Source organism: Rhizobium sp. NZLR11, assembly GCF_019685115.1.
Taxonomy (GTDB): domain Bacteria; phylum Pseudomonadota; class Alphaproteobacteria; order Rhizobiales; family Rhizobiaceae; genus Rhizobium.
In genome coordinates this window covers 51,119-67,238 of sequence record NZ_JABDWD010000019.1, presented here as the reverse complement: position 1 = coordinate 67,238, position 16,120 = coordinate 51,119, and the positions used below count along the sequence as shown (strand labels likewise).

At 63.1% G+C, this 16,120-nt stretch carries 17 protein-coding genes and 1 pseudogene; 15 read left to right on the top strand and 3 right to left on the bottom strand.

Features of this window, described 5'->3' with window-relative positions; all coding sequences use genetic code 11:
- Nucleotides 1-4: 4 nt before the first annotated feature.
- The 4 genes and pseudogenes from HJB83_RS26520 to HJB83_RS26505 all read left to right on the top strand — a co-directional run bounded on the left by HJB83_RS26520 (nucleotide 5) and on the right by HJB83_RS26505 (nucleotide 2,719).
- Nucleotides 5-1,267, top strand: coding sequence for an isoprenylcysteine carboxylmethyltransferase family protein (locus HJB83_RS26520; RefSeq protein ID WP_221132943.1), 1,263 nt, complete (start codon nucleotides 5-7; stop codon nucleotides 1,265-1,267).
- A 160-nt stretch (nucleotides 1,268-1,427) separates the two neighbouring features.
- Nucleotides 1,428-1,532 (top strand): annotated as a pseudogene (locus HJB83_RS26515) (transposase); the annotation flags it as partial.
- A 65-nt stretch (nucleotides 1,533-1,597) separates the two neighbouring features.
- Entirely contained in the window at nucleotides 1,598-1,915 is a 318-nt protein-coding gene (locus HJB83_RS26510; protein ID WP_405049116.1) for a hypothetical protein, read from the top strand.
- Nucleotides 1,916-1,939: 24 nt separating this feature from the next.
- Nucleotides 1,940-2,719, top strand: coding sequence for an alpha/beta fold hydrolase (locus HJB83_RS26505; RefSeq protein WP_207585383.1), 780 nt, complete (start codon nucleotides 1,940-1,942; stop codon nucleotides 2,717-2,719).
- 85 nt (nucleotides 2,720-2,804) lie between these two features.
- Here the strand turns inward: HJB83_RS26505 and HJB83_RS34345 are convergent, their stop codons facing one another.
- Nucleotides 2,805-2,960, bottom strand: a complete 156-nt coding sequence (locus HJB83_RS34345) for a hypothetical protein (protein WP_259671419.1) — start codon at nucleotides 2,958-2,960, stop codon at nucleotides 2,805-2,807.
- Here HJB83_RS34345 and HJB83_RS26500 point away from each other — a divergent pair.
- Together HJB83_RS26500 and HJB83_RS26495 are read left to right on the top strand one after the other, a co-directional pair.
- Nucleotides 2,952-4,007 carry an acyl-CoA dehydrogenase family protein gene (locus tag HJB83_RS26500; protein ID WP_259671418.1) on the top strand — a complete coding sequence of 352 codons (1,056 nt, stop codon included), beginning with the start codon at nucleotides 2,952-2,954 and terminating at the stop codon, nucleotides 4,005-4,007. The genes HJB83_RS34345 and HJB83_RS26500 overlap by 9 nt on opposite strands.
- A complete protein-coding gene (locus HJB83_RS26495; protein WP_221132926.1) occupies nucleotides 4,004-4,618 on the top strand; it encodes a flavin reductase family protein in 615 nt (204 codons plus the stop codon). The genes HJB83_RS26500 and HJB83_RS26495 overlap by 4 nt, the downstream gene beginning before the upstream one ends.
- A gap of 36 nt (nucleotides 4,619-4,654) precedes the next feature.
- Here HJB83_RS26495 and HJB83_RS26490 read toward each other — a convergent pair whose 3' ends face one another.
- The gene (locus HJB83_RS26490) at nucleotides 4,655-5,605 is read right to left on the bottom strand and encodes a LysR family transcriptional regulator (protein WP_207585380.1); all 951 of its coding nucleotides are present in this window, start codon (nucleotides 5,603-5,605) and stop codon (nucleotides 4,655-4,657) included.
- 80 nt (nucleotides 5,606-5,685) lie between these two features.
- On the opposite strand from HJB83_RS26490, the gene HJB83_RS26485 reads away from it, so the two are divergent.
- The 9 genes from HJB83_RS26485 to HJB83_RS26445 all read left to right on the top strand — a co-directional run bounded on the left by HJB83_RS26485 (nucleotide 5,686) and on the right by HJB83_RS26445 (nucleotide 15,020).
- Complete coding sequence (locus HJB83_RS26485) at nucleotides 5,686-6,546, top strand: dioxygenase (RefSeq protein WP_164012378.1); 861 nt, start codon at nucleotides 5,686-5,688, stop codon at nucleotides 6,544-6,546.
- Nucleotides 6,543-7,607 (top strand): maleylacetate reductase, encoded by a 1,065-nt coding sequence (locus HJB83_RS26480; protein ID WP_221132925.1) that lies wholly within the window; start codon nucleotides 6,543-6,545, stop codon nucleotides 7,605-7,607. The genes HJB83_RS26485 and HJB83_RS26480 overlap by 4 nt, the downstream gene beginning before the upstream one ends.
- Nucleotides 7,608-7,631: 24 nt before the next feature.
- Nucleotides 7,632-8,909, top strand: coding sequence for an ABC transporter substrate-binding protein (locus HJB83_RS26475; protein WP_221132924.1), 1,278 nt, complete (start codon nucleotides 7,632-7,634; stop codon nucleotides 8,907-8,909).
- A gap of 91 nt (nucleotides 8,910-9,000) precedes the next feature.
- Nucleotides 9,001-9,720, top strand: a complete 720-nt coding sequence (locus tag HJB83_RS26470; protein WP_207585377.1) for an ABC transporter ATP-binding protein — start codon at nucleotides 9,001-9,003, stop codon at nucleotides 9,718-9,720.
- The gene (locus HJB83_RS26465) at nucleotides 9,720-10,430 is read left to right on the top strand and encodes an ABC transporter ATP-binding protein (RefSeq protein WP_207585376.1); all 711 of its coding nucleotides are present in this window, start codon (nucleotides 9,720-9,722) and stop codon (nucleotides 10,428-10,430) included. The genes HJB83_RS26470 and HJB83_RS26465 overlap by 1 nt, the downstream gene beginning before the upstream one ends.
- The gene (locus HJB83_RS26460; RefSeq protein ID WP_207585375.1) at nucleotides 10,427-11,290 is read left to right on the top strand and encodes a branched-chain amino acid ABC transporter permease; all 864 of its coding nucleotides are present in this window, start codon (nucleotides 10,427-10,429) and stop codon (nucleotides 11,288-11,290) included. The genes HJB83_RS26465 and HJB83_RS26460 overlap by 4 nt, the downstream gene beginning before the upstream one ends.
- Before the next feature lies 1 nt (nucleotide 11,291).
- Nucleotides 11,292-12,374 (top strand): branched-chain amino acid ABC transporter permease, encoded by a 1,083-nt coding sequence (locus tag HJB83_RS26455; RefSeq protein ID WP_221132923.1) that lies wholly within the window; start codon nucleotides 11,292-11,294, stop codon nucleotides 12,372-12,374.
- Nucleotides 12,374-14,128, top strand: a complete 1,755-nt coding sequence (locus HJB83_RS26450; RefSeq protein ID WP_207585373.1) for an FAD-dependent monooxygenase — start codon at nucleotides 12,374-12,376, stop codon at nucleotides 14,126-14,128. The genes HJB83_RS26455 and HJB83_RS26450 overlap by 1 nt, the downstream gene beginning before the upstream one ends.
- A 7-nt stretch (nucleotides 14,129-14,135) precedes the next feature.
- On the top strand, nucleotides 14,136-15,020 hold the full coding sequence (locus HJB83_RS26445; protein ID WP_207585372.1) for an intradiol ring-cleavage dioxygenase: 885 nt from the start codon (nucleotides 14,136-14,138) through the stop codon (nucleotides 15,018-15,020).
- A gap of 65 nt (nucleotides 15,021-15,085) precedes the next feature.
- On the opposite strand, the gene HJB83_RS26440 is transcribed toward HJB83_RS26445, so the two are convergent.
- Nucleotides 15,086-16,078 (bottom strand): LysR family transcriptional regulator, encoded by a 993-nt coding sequence (locus HJB83_RS26440; protein ID WP_221132922.1) that lies wholly within the window; start codon nucleotides 16,076-16,078, stop codon nucleotides 15,086-15,088.
- Nucleotides 16,079-16,120 lie beyond the last annotated feature (42 nt).

Below are 16,120 nucleotides of genomic sequence, written 5' to 3'. Positions count from 1 at the left end.
GCGCGTGCCGATATCGGAGGACAGGGATACCCTCACCAGGAGTCCCCTGGTCACTCAAGCTGCGACCCTTGCCGGCGTTCTCGTCGGCATTGCGCTCGCGACCTATCTGCGGCTTGATCCTGGCAAGGCGATGGCGCTTTCGGTCCTCTGTCTTCTCCTGGCGTGGATCGTCGTCGACGGCACACCGGCTGCGCGCCGGGCCTGGGCATTGCGAGAGAGGCGGCATGAGGCTCCCGCCGCTTCCTGGCGGCGCATCGGAACCAAGATTGTCGGACTCGCCGCGCTTTTGGGTGCGGTCGTCATCGCCTGTTCCATCTTTCCGTTTTTCACGCAGTCGTCGGCGGTTCGATGGTTCATCGAGGCCGGCCATACGGCCATCCCCATCTCCATCGCTCTTGTCGGCGCCACCATTCTTTACGTCGCGGTCACCGATCTCGTCGCCGAGGAGCCCGACGATTATCTCAACCAGGTCGGCCGTGCGGTGCTGATGCAGGATTTTCGCGAAGAAGACGTGCTGTTCGCATTGCGGCTGCTCGCGATCAAATGCTTCTTCCTCGTGCTGATGTTTTCAAGCGGCATAGCCGCACTTTCCGATCTTGCCGAAAAGCCGGCCTGGCTGTTTCCCTCACTTTCAGCCGCCTGGTTCGAAGGCTTGCTGCGGCTCGTCTTGCTTCTCGACGTCATCCTGGCGGCCGGCGGCTACATCGCCACCTTCAAGCTTTTCGGATGGCATGTCCGGGCGTTGGAGACGACGGCGCTCGGCTGGCTCGTCTGCCTGATCTGCTATGAGCCGTTCTTCCCGGTGATTTCGCATGCCTTCGTGCCTTATGGCGACGGACCGGGTTGGGAGAGCATTATCCAGGAGGGGTCGGTGGTCTTCATCCTCTGGAGCGTCGCGACGCTGTTCTGCACGGTTATCTACGTCTGGGCGACCGTCGCCTTCGGACCGCGATTTTCCAACCTGACCCATCGCGGCATCATCACATCAGGCCCCTACCGCTTCATCAAACATCCGGCCTATGTCTCGAAGAACATCGCCTGGTGGCTGTTTGCGTTTCCGAGCTTCATCGCCAGTGGCCTGGCCGAAGGACTTGCGCGGGCTGGCATGCTGGCGATCATCAGTCTTATCTATTTGCTGCGCGCCCGCGCCGAAGAGCGCATGCTGAGCCGAGATCCCGCCTATCGGGACTATGCCGAGAACGTCGCGGCGCATCGGCTTTTGGCGATGGCCAAGCGGCGGCTGGCGCCTGCGGCGCCGCGTGTCTGAAAGACGCGCAAAGGACGTAGGCCAGGGGGAGATCGGCGATCTCTGCCCCTTGCATGTTCAATTCGCACTAATTGTTAGATGATTGGTCCGGCCGTCCTCGCGTTTTCCTGAACAGATGATGGGGAGCCAGTCCCGCATGCAAGGCAAGGTTCCGTTCTGCCTGTTCCTGGAAGAGGGCCGGGCTGCGATTGACAACAACGCGGCTGAACGGGCACTGCGCCCAATAGGCGTTGGAAGACGCAATTGGCTCTTCGCGGGAGCCGACATCCCGGTCTCGCGGATGAGTTTCGGACCAAGAGCAGCGGCGAGCCCGACATTGTCTTCGAATGCGTGGGCAAACGCGGCCTGATCGATTTCGCCTGCAAACTGGTCCGGGTCCACGGAACCGTGGTCGGCGTCGGCCTCTGCGTCGGCGGTGACGACTGGGATCCGTTCGCGGCGCTGTCGAAGGAAATCCAGCTCATCTTCGCGGTGTTCTTCAACATGACCGAGTTCGAGACCGCGCTCGCGGCACTCGAGCCGGGCCGCTATCGCCCGCAAGCGTTGATCACCGACCGGATCGGTTTCGGCGAAGTGCCCGAGACCTTCGAGGCACTCAAGCGCCGGACGACGCAGTGCAAGGTGCTGATCGCCGCCGACGCGGCCTGACAGATTGTATGAGGAGGATATTCAATGGAATTTGAAACTCTGACCCAGGATATAGACGGCGTCCGAACGGTGGTGAAGGCGATCGGTCGCGGCCCCGCGGTGCTAGCGTTGCATGGCGCGGCCACGCTCGAGGGCCATGAATGGGCGCGCGGGCTGGCGGATCGGTTCCGCGTTTACCTTCCCTTCCATCCCGGATTCGGCGAGAGCGGCGAGGCGCCGCATATTGCCGGCATGCAGGACATGGTGGTCCATAACCTCCATCTCGTCAAAGCGCTCGGCCTCGACCGGCCGCATCTGGTCGGACATTCCATGGGTGGCTGGATGGCGGCCGAAATCGCCGCCGTCTCTGGCGAGCAGTTTGGCAAGCTGGTGCTGAACGCCCCGGCCGGCCTCAATCACACGGACCATCCCGGCACCGATCTTGGCGCGGTCCCGCCGCAGGAATTGCCTGGATATCTGGCCCACAATGTCGAAGTCGCGGCGCGCTATTTCCCCGGCGGTTCGGAATGCCCCTCGGTCGAGGATTTCGTCGCGGCACGCGAAAAGGAAGGCCCGGCGCTCGGCAACATTCTCAAGGGGCATGGTTTCGGTCACCCCAATCTCGGCCGTTGGTTGAGCCGGATTCCGAATGAGACACTTATCGTCTGGGGCGACAAGGACCGCATGCTGCCGGCCTCGCAGGCGCCGATCTGGGAAAAGAGCATTCCCAATGCGCTGACGCTGATCATCAAGGAGGTCGGCCATTTCGCTATGCAGGAAGATCCGCGCACCGTCACTGCCATCGGCGACTTCCTCGCCGGGTGAAACCAAAGGAGCGGCGCCGTCAGGCGGGCTTTATGATCAGGTCTATCAAGGAGGAATTGTCATGAATGCACTAATCAAGCACGCATCAGGCTACTAGGGCACGAAGACGGACTTCGCGTCCCTCCTGGCCCATGTCGACAAGGTCGGCCCGATCCTCGACAAGAATTCCGAGGACAATGAAAAGCTCGGCCGCCTCAACGAGGAGACCTTCGAGGCGCTCAAGCCGCTGAGGATGAGCCATGTCTTCGCCGGCGAGGATATCGGTGGTGCGCAGCTGTCGCCGACCCAGGGACTTCAGCTCATTGAAGCCATCACCTATCACAGCGGCGCGGCCGGCTGGATCTCGATGGTGCACACCTGCATCGGCGCGATGTCGGCGGCCTTCCTGCCCGATACGGCGATCGGCCGCCTGTTCGACGGCAAGACCGATAACCGGTTTTCCGGCCAGGGCACGCCGACGGGCATGCTGAAGAAGGTTGATGGCGGTTATCGGCTGAACGGCAAGTGGGCCTATGCCAGCGGCATCTACCACGCCACCTATACCCATACGGCAGCGCTGCTCGACGATGGAAACGGTCACCCGGCGAAGGACGAGAAGGGCAACGTGATCGTGCTCTGCGCCCATGCGCCAGTCGGAGAGCACGAGTTGCTCGGGAACTGGAATTCACTCGGCCTACAGGCGACGGGCAGCATCGACTATGCCGCCAACGATGTCTTCATCCCTGACGACATGGTGTTCCCGATCCTGACCGCCGAGCCGCAGCGTATGAAGGAATTCTTCAGCCTCGGCGTCGTCGGCCTCGCTGCCATCGGCCATTCCGGGTGGGCGATCGGTGCGGCACGTCGCATGCTTGACGAAGCTGCCAAATATGCCAAGACCAAGACAGGCCGTGCCGGCATGCTCGGCGAGAGCGATAAGTTCTGGTTCGATTTCGGCCGCGCGGAAGCCCGAGTCCGCGCCGCCCGCGCCCTCCTGTTCGAGGTCTGGCGCGACGTGGAGGCCTCGATCGAAGCCGGCAACCGCATGACGACCCGCCAGATAAGCCTTGTGCATCTCGCCAAGTCCGAAGTGCATGAGGGCGGCGTCGATGCCTGCCATTTCGTCTACCGCGCGCTCGGCGGCGCTTCGTTGCGTTACGGCGTGATGCAGCGGATCTATCGCGAGATGCTGACGGCGGCGAACCATTTCACGATCAATCCCAACATCGTCGCCGCCGCCGGCCGCGACATTGCCGGCGTATGGAGCGATCGCGTCTGGCAGTTCTACGACCTGATCGAGAAGAAATGAGCGCGGCCGCGAGAGGCATGCCGGACAAGGTGGCGGCCGCCGAAACGGGTGCCGCTGGCGGTGGCCAAGGCATCACCGAAGCCTTCATGGCAGCGTTCCGGCATCACCCGTCGGGCGTGGCGATCATCACGGCCGATGCGGGCGAAGGTCCGGTGGCGCTGACGGTGAGCTCACTGATCTCGATCAGCGCGGTGCCGCCCATGGTGGCCTTTTCGCTCTCGGCATCCTCGTCGAGTGCGAAAGTGGTGGAGCGGGCGGCATCGGTGGTCGTCCACTTCGTTCGCCGCGCCGACATGCAGCTCGCCCGGCTCTGTGCGACATCGGGCAGAGATCGCTTCGGGCCAGATGTTCAATGGGCTCGGCTCGAAGGCGGCGAGCCCTATTATCCTCAGGTCGAGCTCTGGTTCCGGGCCGAACTTCGAGGTCGGCTGGAGACGCCGGGGGCATGTCTGGTCACGGCTGAGCTGACATCGGTCTCGCCCGGTGCACATGCCACGCGGCAGGCCGAGGCCCTGGTCTACGCCAACCGTGCCTGGCACGGCCTCGGTCCGGTGGTCGACACCGTCGCGGCACCGGTCATGCTGTGGCCGGACGATTCGGCGACATTCTGATATTCGGCGTGGCGGCACCCGCCGCCAGCCACGAATTCACATCCCCCAGATCACGGACTGTTCGTGGCGCTTGATCAGATGCCTCAGATTCTCAAAACTTTTGCGAATATGCGTCGAGAACGCCTCGATAGCCGGTGCGCCCACGTCTCCTGTGCGCCTGAGCAAGCCGAGCGCGCGTTCCGGATGCGGGATGTTGACCGGCAGGGCGGTGATCGCCTTGTCGTTGCGATAGGCGAAAACCACGCTGTGCGGCAGGATGGTGAGCGCGTCACTCTCCTTCATGTAGTTGATCGCGCTGGTCAGCGACCCGCCAGCATAGCGGATCTTGGTCTCCGTTGCGCCGAGCGAGAGAACGAGGCTGCGCAGGTCGGCAAGCAGCGGACTGCCGGGCGGCGGCGCTATCCAGGGATACTCAAGCAAATCGGACCCGGTCAGCTTGCGCTTGAGCAAAAGCGGATGGGTAAGTCGGCAGGCCACGACGTTCCGGCCCGGCAGCAATTCCTGGAAACGCATCCCCGATCCCTCGTCGAGCATATCGATCGGGCAGATGGCGAGGTCGATGCGGTCGGCGACGATCGCCGCGCGCAACTCGGGAAGATAGTCATAACTCTGTTCGATACGGACTTCGGGAAAATCGTTCTGGAAACCGGCGATCATGCCTGCGATGAGCGCGTCCATGAAGAACGGCGTGCCGCCAACGCGCACGAGCCCTGTCCGGCCGTGCCGGAAGCCTTCGACCAACGCGGACGCCTTGCGCGACGCCATGAGCATGGCCTGGCCGTGGTCTGCCAGGGCCCGGCCGAGCGGCGTCGGCTGCAGTGGCCTTCGGCCTTTGATGAACAATGGCTCGCCGAGCCGCTTTTCCAGCATAGCAAGCGTGCGCGACACTCCCGGCTGGCTAAGCCCCAGCAGCGTCGCACCTTCGGTCACGCCTCCTGCCTGGACGACCGCCGCAAGTTGCACCAGATGTCGCTCGTCGATCTTCATAACAAATACGCATACAAATCACGAAAAAAATTATCAAGCATTCAGTTCCGGGCTGCTAAGTTATCGTCATGGGAGGAGTCATGCCAGATATAACGTTCAGCGAGCGCAATTCTGCGCAGCTTGTGGCCGAGCGGCTCGACAAGCATGCGGAGGGGCCTCTGCAAGCTTTCATGGTATCCTTCATAGAACACCTGCACGAGCTCATCCGCGAGACGCGTCCGACCCATGCCGACTGGCGACGGACGGTGGAATTCCTCACCGAGGTTGGTCACGCCAGTGATGGACGGCGGCAGGAATGGGTGCTGCTTTCGGACCTTTTGGGGGTCACCGCGCTCATCGAGGAGATCAATACCCGCCGGCCGAAGAGCGCAACGCCCAATACGGTGCGCGGGCCGTTCTATCGTGCCGACGCACCCCGATTAGCGCTCGACTCCAATATCTCGCTCGACGGCGTCGGCCCCGTTCTGGCGGTGGCCGGCCATGTACAGGATCTCGATGGGCAGCCCGTCGCGGGTGCCACGATCGAGACCTGGCAAGCCAACAATGAAGGCTACTACGAGAACCAGCAACCGGACCAACAACCCGAATTCAATCTTCGCGGCGTGTTCACAGCCGACACCAAAGGCGATTTCCGCTACAAGACAGTCCGGCCGGGCGGCTATGCCGTGCCCTGCGACGGGCCGGTTGGCCAGATGCTTGGCGGCCTTGGCTTTCCACTCCGGCGCCCCGCACATCTGCACTTCCTGATCAAGGCGGATGGCTTCGAGACGATCAGCACGCATGTCTATGACGGCGGCGATGCAAACCTCGCCCGTGATGCCCTGTTTGGCGTCAAGGAAGAGCTGATCGGCGAGTTCAAGCCATCAGGCAAAGGCGAGAGTTCAACACTCGACTTTACCTTCGTCATGGTGAGGGCGAAGAAAGGACGTGGCGCGACATGACGCTGTCGTTCAGCTACCAGGGAAGTCCTGCACGCATTGTCTTCGGCAACGGAGCGAGCGCGGATGTGGGCAAATGGGTCGAGGCGCTAAATTGCCGGCGCGCGCTGGTGCTCTCGACGTCGCATCAGGCGGCGGATGCGCAGGCCCTGTCGACGCGGCTGGGTTCGCTCTCGGTCGGCACGTTCACCGATGCGGCCATGCATACGCCGGTCGAGGTTACCGAGCGCGCCGTCGCGCGCGCGGCCGAGGCCGCCGCGGATTGCATCGTATCGCTCGGCGGCGGTTCGACCACCGGGCTCGGCAAGGCGATTGCCTATCGCACCGATATCCAGCAAATCGTCGTGCCGACGACGTATGCCGGTTCCGAAGTGACGCCGATCCTTGGCCAGACGGAGAACGGCGTCAAGACCACCGTGCGCAGCCCGAAAATCACACCCGAGGTCGTCATCTACGACCCGGAGCTAACACTCGGCTTGCCCGTCGGCATGAGCATCACCAGCGGCCTGAACGCCATCGCGCACGCCGCCGAAGGGCTCTATGCGCCGGACCGCAACCCGATCACGTCAATGATGGCCATCGACGGGATGCGGGCGCTCAAGGAAGCGCTGCCTGCTATTATCGAAAGCCCGCGTGACAGTTCAGCCCGCGAGAAAGCACTTTACGGCGCGTGGCTTTGCGGCACTGTGCTCGGCCAGACCTCGATGTCGCTACATCACAAGATCTGCCACACATTGGGCGGCAGTTTCGACACGCCGCATGCGGAGACGCATGCGATCATGCTGCCGCACACGATCGGCTTCAATGCATCAGCCGTGCCGGAACTGATGAAGCCGATCTCGGACATTTTCGGTGGCGGCACGCCCGGGCAGGCGCTTTACGACTTCGCGAAATCAATCGGCTCGCCGAAGGCGCTCAGGGATTTCGGCCTCAGCGAGGCTGATCTGGACCGCGCGGCCGAGATCGCCACCAGAAGTCCCTACTCGAACCCGCGTCCGATCGATCATGGATCGATCCGCGCGCTCTTGCAGGACGCATGGAGCGGACACCGTCCGCCATATTGAATTCTTTTGGGAGGAGGAAGGCATATGTTTACGAGACGTGATCTGCTGAAGTCTGCCGCCGCAACTGGAGCAGTGGCGGCGACCTCAGGGCTGACCATGCCGGCCATCGCACAGGGTGCCCCCATCAAGCTTGGCTATGTCAGCCCGCAGAGCGGTCCGCTGGCCGCCTTCGCCGAAGCCGACAAGTTCATCATTGACGGCTTCATGGCGGCGACCAAGGCCGCCGGACTGAATTACGAAGTCGTGGTAAAGGACAGCCAGTCCAACCCGAACCGCGCCGCCGAAGTCGCTAAGGAACTGATCGTCACCGACGAGGTGCATGCGGTGCTGGTCGCGTCGACGCCCGAGACGACCAACCCGGTGGCGACGACCTGCGAGGCCGAGGAAGTGCCCTGCATCTCGACCATGGCGCCGTGGCAGCCCTGGTTCATCGGCCAGCAGGCCAATCCGGGTGACCCGTCGTCGTGGAAGCCGTTCAACAGCGCCTTCCACTTCTTCTGGGGCCTTGAAGACGTCATCGCCGTCTATACCAACATGTGGGGCCAGGTGACGACCGACAAGAAGGTCGGTGGCCTATTCCCCAATGACGGCGACGGCAATGCCTGGGGTGACAAGCAGGTTGGCTTCCCGCCGGTCCTGGACAAGCTCGGCTATACGCTCAACGACCCCGGCCGCTACCAGAACCTGACTGACGATTTTTCCGCGCAGATCAATGCCTTCAAGTCGGATGGCGACGAGATCATCACCGGCGTGATGATCCCGCCGGACTTCACCACTTTCTGGAACCAGGCGCAGCAGCAGGGCTTCAAGCCGAAGGTCGCCTCCATCGGCAAGGCTATCCTGTTCCCTCAGGCGGTCGAGGCGCTCGGCAAGAACGGCCACAACCTCTCGAGCGAAGTCTGGTGGTCGGCAAGTCATCCGTTCAAGTCATCGCTGACCGGCCAGAGCTCCAAGGATCTTGCGGACGGCTTCACAGCGGCGACAAGTCGTCCCTGGACCCAGCCAATCGGCTTCATCCATGCGCTGTTCGAAGTGGCGGCTGACGTGATGAAGCGGGCCGATCCGAACGACAGCGCGGCCGTGATTTCGGCCATCGCCGCCACGAACCTCGAGACGATCGTCGGCAGGGTCGCCTGGGACGGCGCAAACGTACCGCCTTTCGCGACCAAGAACATCGCCAAGACTCCGCTTGTCGGCGGCCAGTGGCGCCTAAAGGACGGCGGCGGCTACGACCTCATCATCGTCGACAACCAGACGGCGCCGAATATCCCGATGGGCGGCAAGATGGAAGCCATCGCCTGAGCCAACGCCCAGGCGGTGGACCTACCGCGCGATCGGCTCGGCGCTCAACCCCGGCCGCCAGTGCAACGGATGCCTGAAACCCGAGACCCTGATGCCCTTACTCGTGCTCGACCAGCTATCGAAAAGCTTCGGCGCCCTGAAAGTCGCCGACCGGGTTTCGTTTGCGCTGGAAAGTGGCGAGGCGCTCGGAGTGATCGGGCCGAACGGAGCCGGCAAATCTACCCTCTTCAACCTGATAACAGGCAACATTCGTGTCGACGCAGGCAGCATCCAGCTTGATGGCGTCGACGTGACGCGGCAGCCGCCGATGGCGCGATGTCTTGCCGGCATCGGCCGGACATTCCAGATCCCGCAGCCGTTCGAAAAGCTGACGGTCTTCGAGAACCTGCTGGTCGCAGCGGCCTTCGGCTCACGCAAGACCGAGCGCGAAGTCAGCGATCGATGCGTCGACATTCTCGTCAAGATCGGGCTTTACCCGAAGGCGAACCAGCCGGCGGGGACGCTTGGGCTGCTGCAGCGCAAGCGACTCGAACTCGCCCGGGCGCTAGCCACCGACCCCAAGATCCTGCTGCTCGACGAGATCGCCGGCGGCCTGACGGAAGGAGAATGTCAGGAGCTCGTCGAGACGATTCGGGAGATCCACGGCCGTGGCGTGTCGATCATCTGGGTCGAACATGTGCTGCATGCTCTGACTTCCGTGGTCAGCCGGCTCGTCGTGCTGCATTTCGGTCGGGTGATCGGCATCGGCGATCCCGACACCATCATGGCTTCGAAAGAGGTACGCGAAATCTATCTCGGGATCGAGGTCTAATGGCGGTGCTCGAGACACACGGCCTGACGGCCTTCTATGGCGACTTCCAGGCGCTGTTCGGTGTCGACATGATGCTGAACGAAGGCGAGACGGTGGCCGTGATCGGCGCCAATGGCGCCGGCAAGTCGACGCTACTGCGCTCGATCTCCGGGCTGATCCGCAATGCGCCAAACCATATCCGCTTTGCCGGCGCCGAGATCGGCGCGCTGTCCGCGCCCGACGTCGTGCGGCTCGGCATAGCCATGGTGCCGGAAGGCAGGCGCCTCTTTCCCTCGCTGTCGGTCGAGGAGAATTTGCTGATCGGCAAATACGGCCGCAGCGGCGACGGCACTTGGACACTGGATGCAATCTACGAGCTCTTTCCCGTGCTGAAGGAGCGGCGGCACAAGCCCGGCATGGCGCTTTCGGGCGGCCAGCAGCAAATGGTGGCGATCGGCCGGGGACTGATGTCCAATCCGCGGGTCCTGCTCTGTGACGAGGTGAGCCTTGGCCTCGCGCCCGTCGTGGTCAAGGACATCTATGCGGCCTTTCCCAAGATCCGCGCGACCGGCGCGGCAATCGTCATTGTCGAGCAGGATATCGGCCAGGCTCTGAAGGTGGCCGACCGGGTCTATTGCATGATGGAGGGACGGGTGACGCTGACGGGCACGCCGGCAACACTCAGCCGCGAGGATATCCACGCGGCCTATTTCGGAGCGCATGCGCGATGAGCTGGCTCGACACGATCATCCAGGGCATTCTGCTCGGCGGCCTGTACGCGCTCTTCGCGGCGGGACTGAGCCTCGTCTTCGGCATCATGCGGCTGGTAAATCTCGCGCATGGTGATCTGATCGTGCTGGCCGCTTTCCTGGTGCTGTTGCTGGTCTCTGCGCTTGGGCTCAATCCATTCCTTGCCGCCTTGGTGGCGCTGCCCGTGATGTTCGCACTCGGCTGGGCGCTGCAATTCCTCGTACTCAACCGCACACTTGGCGACGATATTCTGCCGCCGCTGCTGGTGACTTTCGGCTTTTCGATCGTCATCCAGAACGGGCTTCTCCAAGGCTTTTCGGCCGACAGCCGTCGCATCTCGGCGGGCGCGCTGGAAACGGCCTCGTTGCAGGTCGGGCCGATCAGCATCGGCACGATGCCGCTGCTCACCTTCCTTTCCGCCGTTGGCGTCATCGTGGCGCTCAACCTGCTGTTCTATCGCACCTCGCTCGGCCGCGCCTTCCGCGCCACGTCCGACGACAGCGCCACTGCTGGTCTGATGGGCATCCGGGCCGAACGGATTTTCGCGACCGCAACCGGCATCGCGATGATGGTCGTGACAATCGCCGCGCTCTATCTTGGCACTCGTGCGAATTTCGATCCGACCATGGGGCCGGCGCGGTTGATCTATGCCTTCGAGGCCGTGATCATCGGCGGGCTGGGGTCGTTCTGGGGTACGCTGGCCGGTGGCATCATCATCGGCGTGGCGCAGACGGTGGGTGCGGCGGTCAATCCGGAATGGCAGATTCTCGCCGGGCATGTCGCCTTCCTGCTGGTGTTGATCGTCCGGCCCCGCGGCCTCTTCCCTCGGGCGGTGGACTGAGATGGCAGGCAACGTTTCCACATCCTGGTCCGTCTCGACGCGCACGCGCGGTTCCTTGGTTTCCATCCTGCTGATCCTCGCGGTGGTGGCTCTCGCCTCCGCAACGCCGCTCTTCGCGCCGCGTGCCGTGATCCAGGGCCTGTTCTCCATCCTGACCATGCTGGTGCTGGCGCAGTGCTGGAACCTGCTCGCGGGGTATGCCGGCCTCGTCTCCGTCGGCCAGCAAGCTTTCGTCGGCTTCGGCGCTTATGCGATGTTCGGCGGCGTCAGCCTGCTTGGAATGGATCCGATGGCGGCCATCGTGCTCGGAGGGCTTGCGGCGCTCGCGCTCTCCGTACCGACCGCCTTCTTCGTGTTCCGCCTGCACGGAGCCTATTTCGCGATCGGCACCTGGGTGATCGCCGAGATCGTGCGGCTCTCGCTCGCACAGTGGAAGGCACTGGGCGGCGGCACCGGCACCTCGCTGCCCTCGGGTGCTGCGCGTGATATGTTCGGCGTCCGCTTCGTCGCCGATCTGCTGGGCATGCGTGGGCCGCAGGCGACCGACATCGTCTGCTACTGGCTGGCGCTGCTCCTGGCGGTGGTTACCATCGGCTCGATCTACAAGCTGCTGCGATCCAAGCGGGGACTTGGCCTCGCTGCCGTACGCGACAACCGCGAGGCGGCGCGCTCCGTCGGCGTCGACCCGCTCTGGACCAAATCCTTCGTCTATCTGGTCGCAGCGCTGGCGACCGGCCTCACCGGTGCGCTGATCTACGTGCAGAAGGCGCGCATCTCGCCGGACGCCGCCTTCTCGGTACCGGACTGGACGGCTTACGTGATCTTCATCGTCGTGATCGGCGGCATCGGCACGATCGAAGGGCCGATCGTCGGGGTGATCGTCTTCTACATCCTGCAGAACCTGCTTGCCGACTACGGCTCCTGGTATCTGCTGATCCTCGGCCTGATCGGCATTCTGATCATGCTGTTTGCGCCGCGCGGCCTGTGGGGCCTATTCACCGACCGCACCGGAATCCAGCTCTTTCCCGTCCGCCGCATCCTGGCGGACCAGCCCAAAAACAAAGACGAACGAGGGAGTGCCTGATGGCTGACATCGAAACCGACGTATTGATCATTGGAACCGGCCCGGCGGGCTCGGCCACTGCGGCGCTGCTCGCCACCTATGGCGTCGAGAACATGGCGATCAACCGCTATCGCTGGCTCGCCAACACGCCGCGTGCCCACATCACCAACCAACGGGCCATGGAGGTGTTGCGCGACCTCGGCCGCGAGGTCGAGGCCGAGGCCTATCTCCATTGCAGCCCGCAGGAGATCATGGGCGAGAACGTGTTCTGCACGTCCATTGCCGGCGAGGAGCTGGGCCGGCTTAAGACCTGGGGTAACCATCCGAAGTCCAAGGCGGAGCATCTGCTGTCTTCGCCGACAGAGATGAACGACTTGCCGCAGACCTTCATGGAGCCGCTTTTGTTCAAGACCGCCTGCTCGCGTGGCACGCAGGCCAGGATGTCGACGGAATATGTCAGCCACGTGCAGGATGCCGATGGCGTGACGGCGACCTGCCGCGACCGGCTGACCGGCAAGGACTTCACCATCCGCTCGAAATATCTTGTTGGAGCCGATGGCGGCAACTCGCTGGTGGCGCAGCATATCGGCCTGCCGTTCGAGGGCAAGATGGGCGTCGCCGGCTCGATGAACATCGTGTTTAAGGCCGATCTTACGCGCTATGTGGCCCACCGTCCCTCGGTGCTCTATTGGGTGCTGCAGCCGGGCTCGAATGTCGGCGGCATCGGCATGGGTCTCGTCCGCATGATCCGGCCGTGGAACGAGTGGCTGATCAACTGGGGTTACGATATCACCCAAGGCGTGCCCGATGTCGACAATGCCTTTGCCGAGGGCGTGGCCCGCGACCTGATCGGCGATCCCGATATCGACATCGAAGTCACCTCGGTCTCGACCTGGACGGTCAACAATTGTTATGCCGCGCGCGCCCACAAGGGCCGGGTCTTCTGCATAGGTGACGCGATCCACCGCCATCCGCCGTCGAACGGGCTCGGCTCCAACACCTCGATCCAGGACGGCTTCAACCTCGCCTGGAAGCTCGCCATGGTCGTCAGGGGCCAGGCCGGCCCCGGCCTGCTCGAGACCTATACCGAGGAGCGCGCGCCTGTCGCCAAGCAGATCGTCACCCGTGCCAACCAGTCGATCGAAGAATTCGGCCCGATCTTCGGCGCGCTCGGCCTGCTCGATTCCATCGATCCGGTGAAGATGCAGGAGAATATGGACCGTCGCTGCGACGACACGCCCGCGGCCGAGACCCAGCGGGCTGCTCTGCGCGAGGCGATCGCCTTCAAGGTCTACGAATTCGACGCCCACGGCGTCGAGATGAATCATCGTTACAAGTCAGCGGCAGTCGCAGTTGAGGACCAGCCCGAGCCCGCCTTCACGCAGGACAACGAACTGCATTTCGAGCAGACGACCTGGCCCGGCGCGCGTCTGCCGCATGCCTGGCTGTTCGGCGACGGCAACAAGAAAGCCTCGACGCTCGATCTCTGTGGCCATGGCAGGTTCACCATCCTGACCGGCATCGGCGGCCGCGGCTGGGTTGATGCGGCTGAGGCCTTGTCCGCCGAACTCAATCTGCCGATCGCCACCCATATCATCGGGCCTCGGCAACAATGGCAGGATCACTATGGCGATTGGGCCCGCGCCCGCGAAGTCGGCGATGCCGGCGTCATCCTGGTGCGGCCCGACCACCACGTCGCCTGGCGTTCGGAAGGCCTGGCGGCCGATCCCGCCGGCGAACTGCGCCGCGTGTTGAAAACAATCCTGGACCGGTGAGGCGAACATGGAAGCGCATGAGAAGGGCTATTTCACCGAGGAGAACTCGGTCGAGGTCGTGACCGGCCGCAATGCCGGCGCCAAGGACGAGCGGCTGAAGCAAGTGATGGAAGTCATCACCCGCAAGCTGCACGAGACGGTGAAGGAACTGGAGCCGACGCAGGACGAATGGATGCAGGCCATCCTGTTCCTCACCCGCACCGGCCAGATGTGCAACGAATGGCGGCAGGAGTTCATCCTGCTGTCCGACGTGCTTGGTGTTTCGATGCTGGTCGACGCGATCAACAACAGAAAACCCTCGGGCGCCTCCGAGAGCACGGTGCTCGGCCCCTTCCACGTGGCCGATGCGCCGGAATTGCCGATGGGTGCCAATATCTGCCTCGACAGCAAGGGCGAGGACATGGTGATCGAGGGCCGCATCCTCGACACGGAAGGCAGGCCGATCGCCAATGCCGTGATCGATGTCTGGCAGGCCAATGACGAGGGTTTCTACGACGTGCAGCAGAAGGGTATCCAGCCCGAGTTTAACCTGCGCGGCATTTTCCGAACTGGGCCGGACGGACATTACTGGTTCCGTGCCGTGAAGCCGAAATACTACCCGATCCCGGACGATGGCCCTGTCGGCCAGTTGCTCGGCAATCTCGGCCGCCACCCCTATCGTCCGGCGCATCTTCATTACATCGTCAGCGCCGGTGGCTTCGAGACGCTGACGACGCATATCTTCGACCCCGACGATCCCTATATCCATTCGGACGCGGTCTTCGGGGTCAAGGAAAGCCTGCTCGCCAAGTTTGATAAGGTGCATGATCCCGGGCGTGCCAGGACCTATGAATTCGCCGACGACTTCTGGGATGTGACGCACGATTTCGTGCTGTCCCGCTGCAAGGCTTGATAGCTTTAGACATAGGGCATCGTAGGAGGACGCGGTCGCCGCGTCCTTGTTTTTGCGCGCGAATCCTATTCCGTGGCGGTCTTGCGCTCGCGCTCGCCCATGAACGGTCCCTGGACCCAGTGAATCGTCTTTTCATGCTTCTCGACCGCACGGCGTAGTTCGGAGAACTCCCGCCTGAGATGGCCCAGGAACTTGCGGCCGGCGGGGTTCGAATAGGGCTTCTTGCGGGTCATGATCCCCAGCACCCTTTCGGGCTGCGGAATGTCGAGCGGAATGATAGTGATCTTGTTTTCGCCGCGAAAGGCATAGGCCACGGAATGCGGCAGGATCGCCAGCGCGTCGGTGCCGGCAAGATAGTTCACGACGCTGAATAGCGAGCCGCCGGCATAGCGCAGGCCGACTTCCTCGAGCCCGAGGGTCAGCAGGATATTGTGCAGGTCGAGCACCAGAGGCGAGCCTGGCAGCGGTGCGACCCAGGGGTAGTTGACGATATCCTCCGTCGCGACGCTGCGCTTGCGTACCAGCGGATGGCCGGCGCCGCAGGCGAGCACGTTGCGTGCCGGCAGGATCGACTCAAAATGAAGATCGGCTCGCATGTCGACCGACCCGGTCGGCGTGACCGCGAGATCGATCTGGCCAGAATCCAGTTCGGCGACGAGGTCGGGATAATTGCCATAGGACTGGTGCACCATGATACCCGGCTCGCCGCGCTGGAACGAGGCGATCATCGGCGAGACGACGGCATCCATGAAGAAGGGCACGCCGCCGATGCGCACCCGGCCGGACGATCCCGACTTGAAGCTGCGGATGATCTCCATCGCCTTGCGCGACGATGCCAGGATCGACTTGCCCTGCTGGCCCAGTTGCTCGCCGAGCGGGGTGGGCTGCATCGGCCGGCGGCCAGAGACGAAAAGCGGCTCGCCGATGCGCTTTTCCAGGATGGAGATGGTGCGTGACACCGCCGACTGTGTCATGCCGAGCATCGCGGCGGCTTCGGTCACGCCACCGGTTTCGATAACGGCGGCCAGCTGGACGAGATGAGCTTCGACGATCTTCATAGCAATTTGCTATAACTCCTATGAATAATGTCAATCAACAGG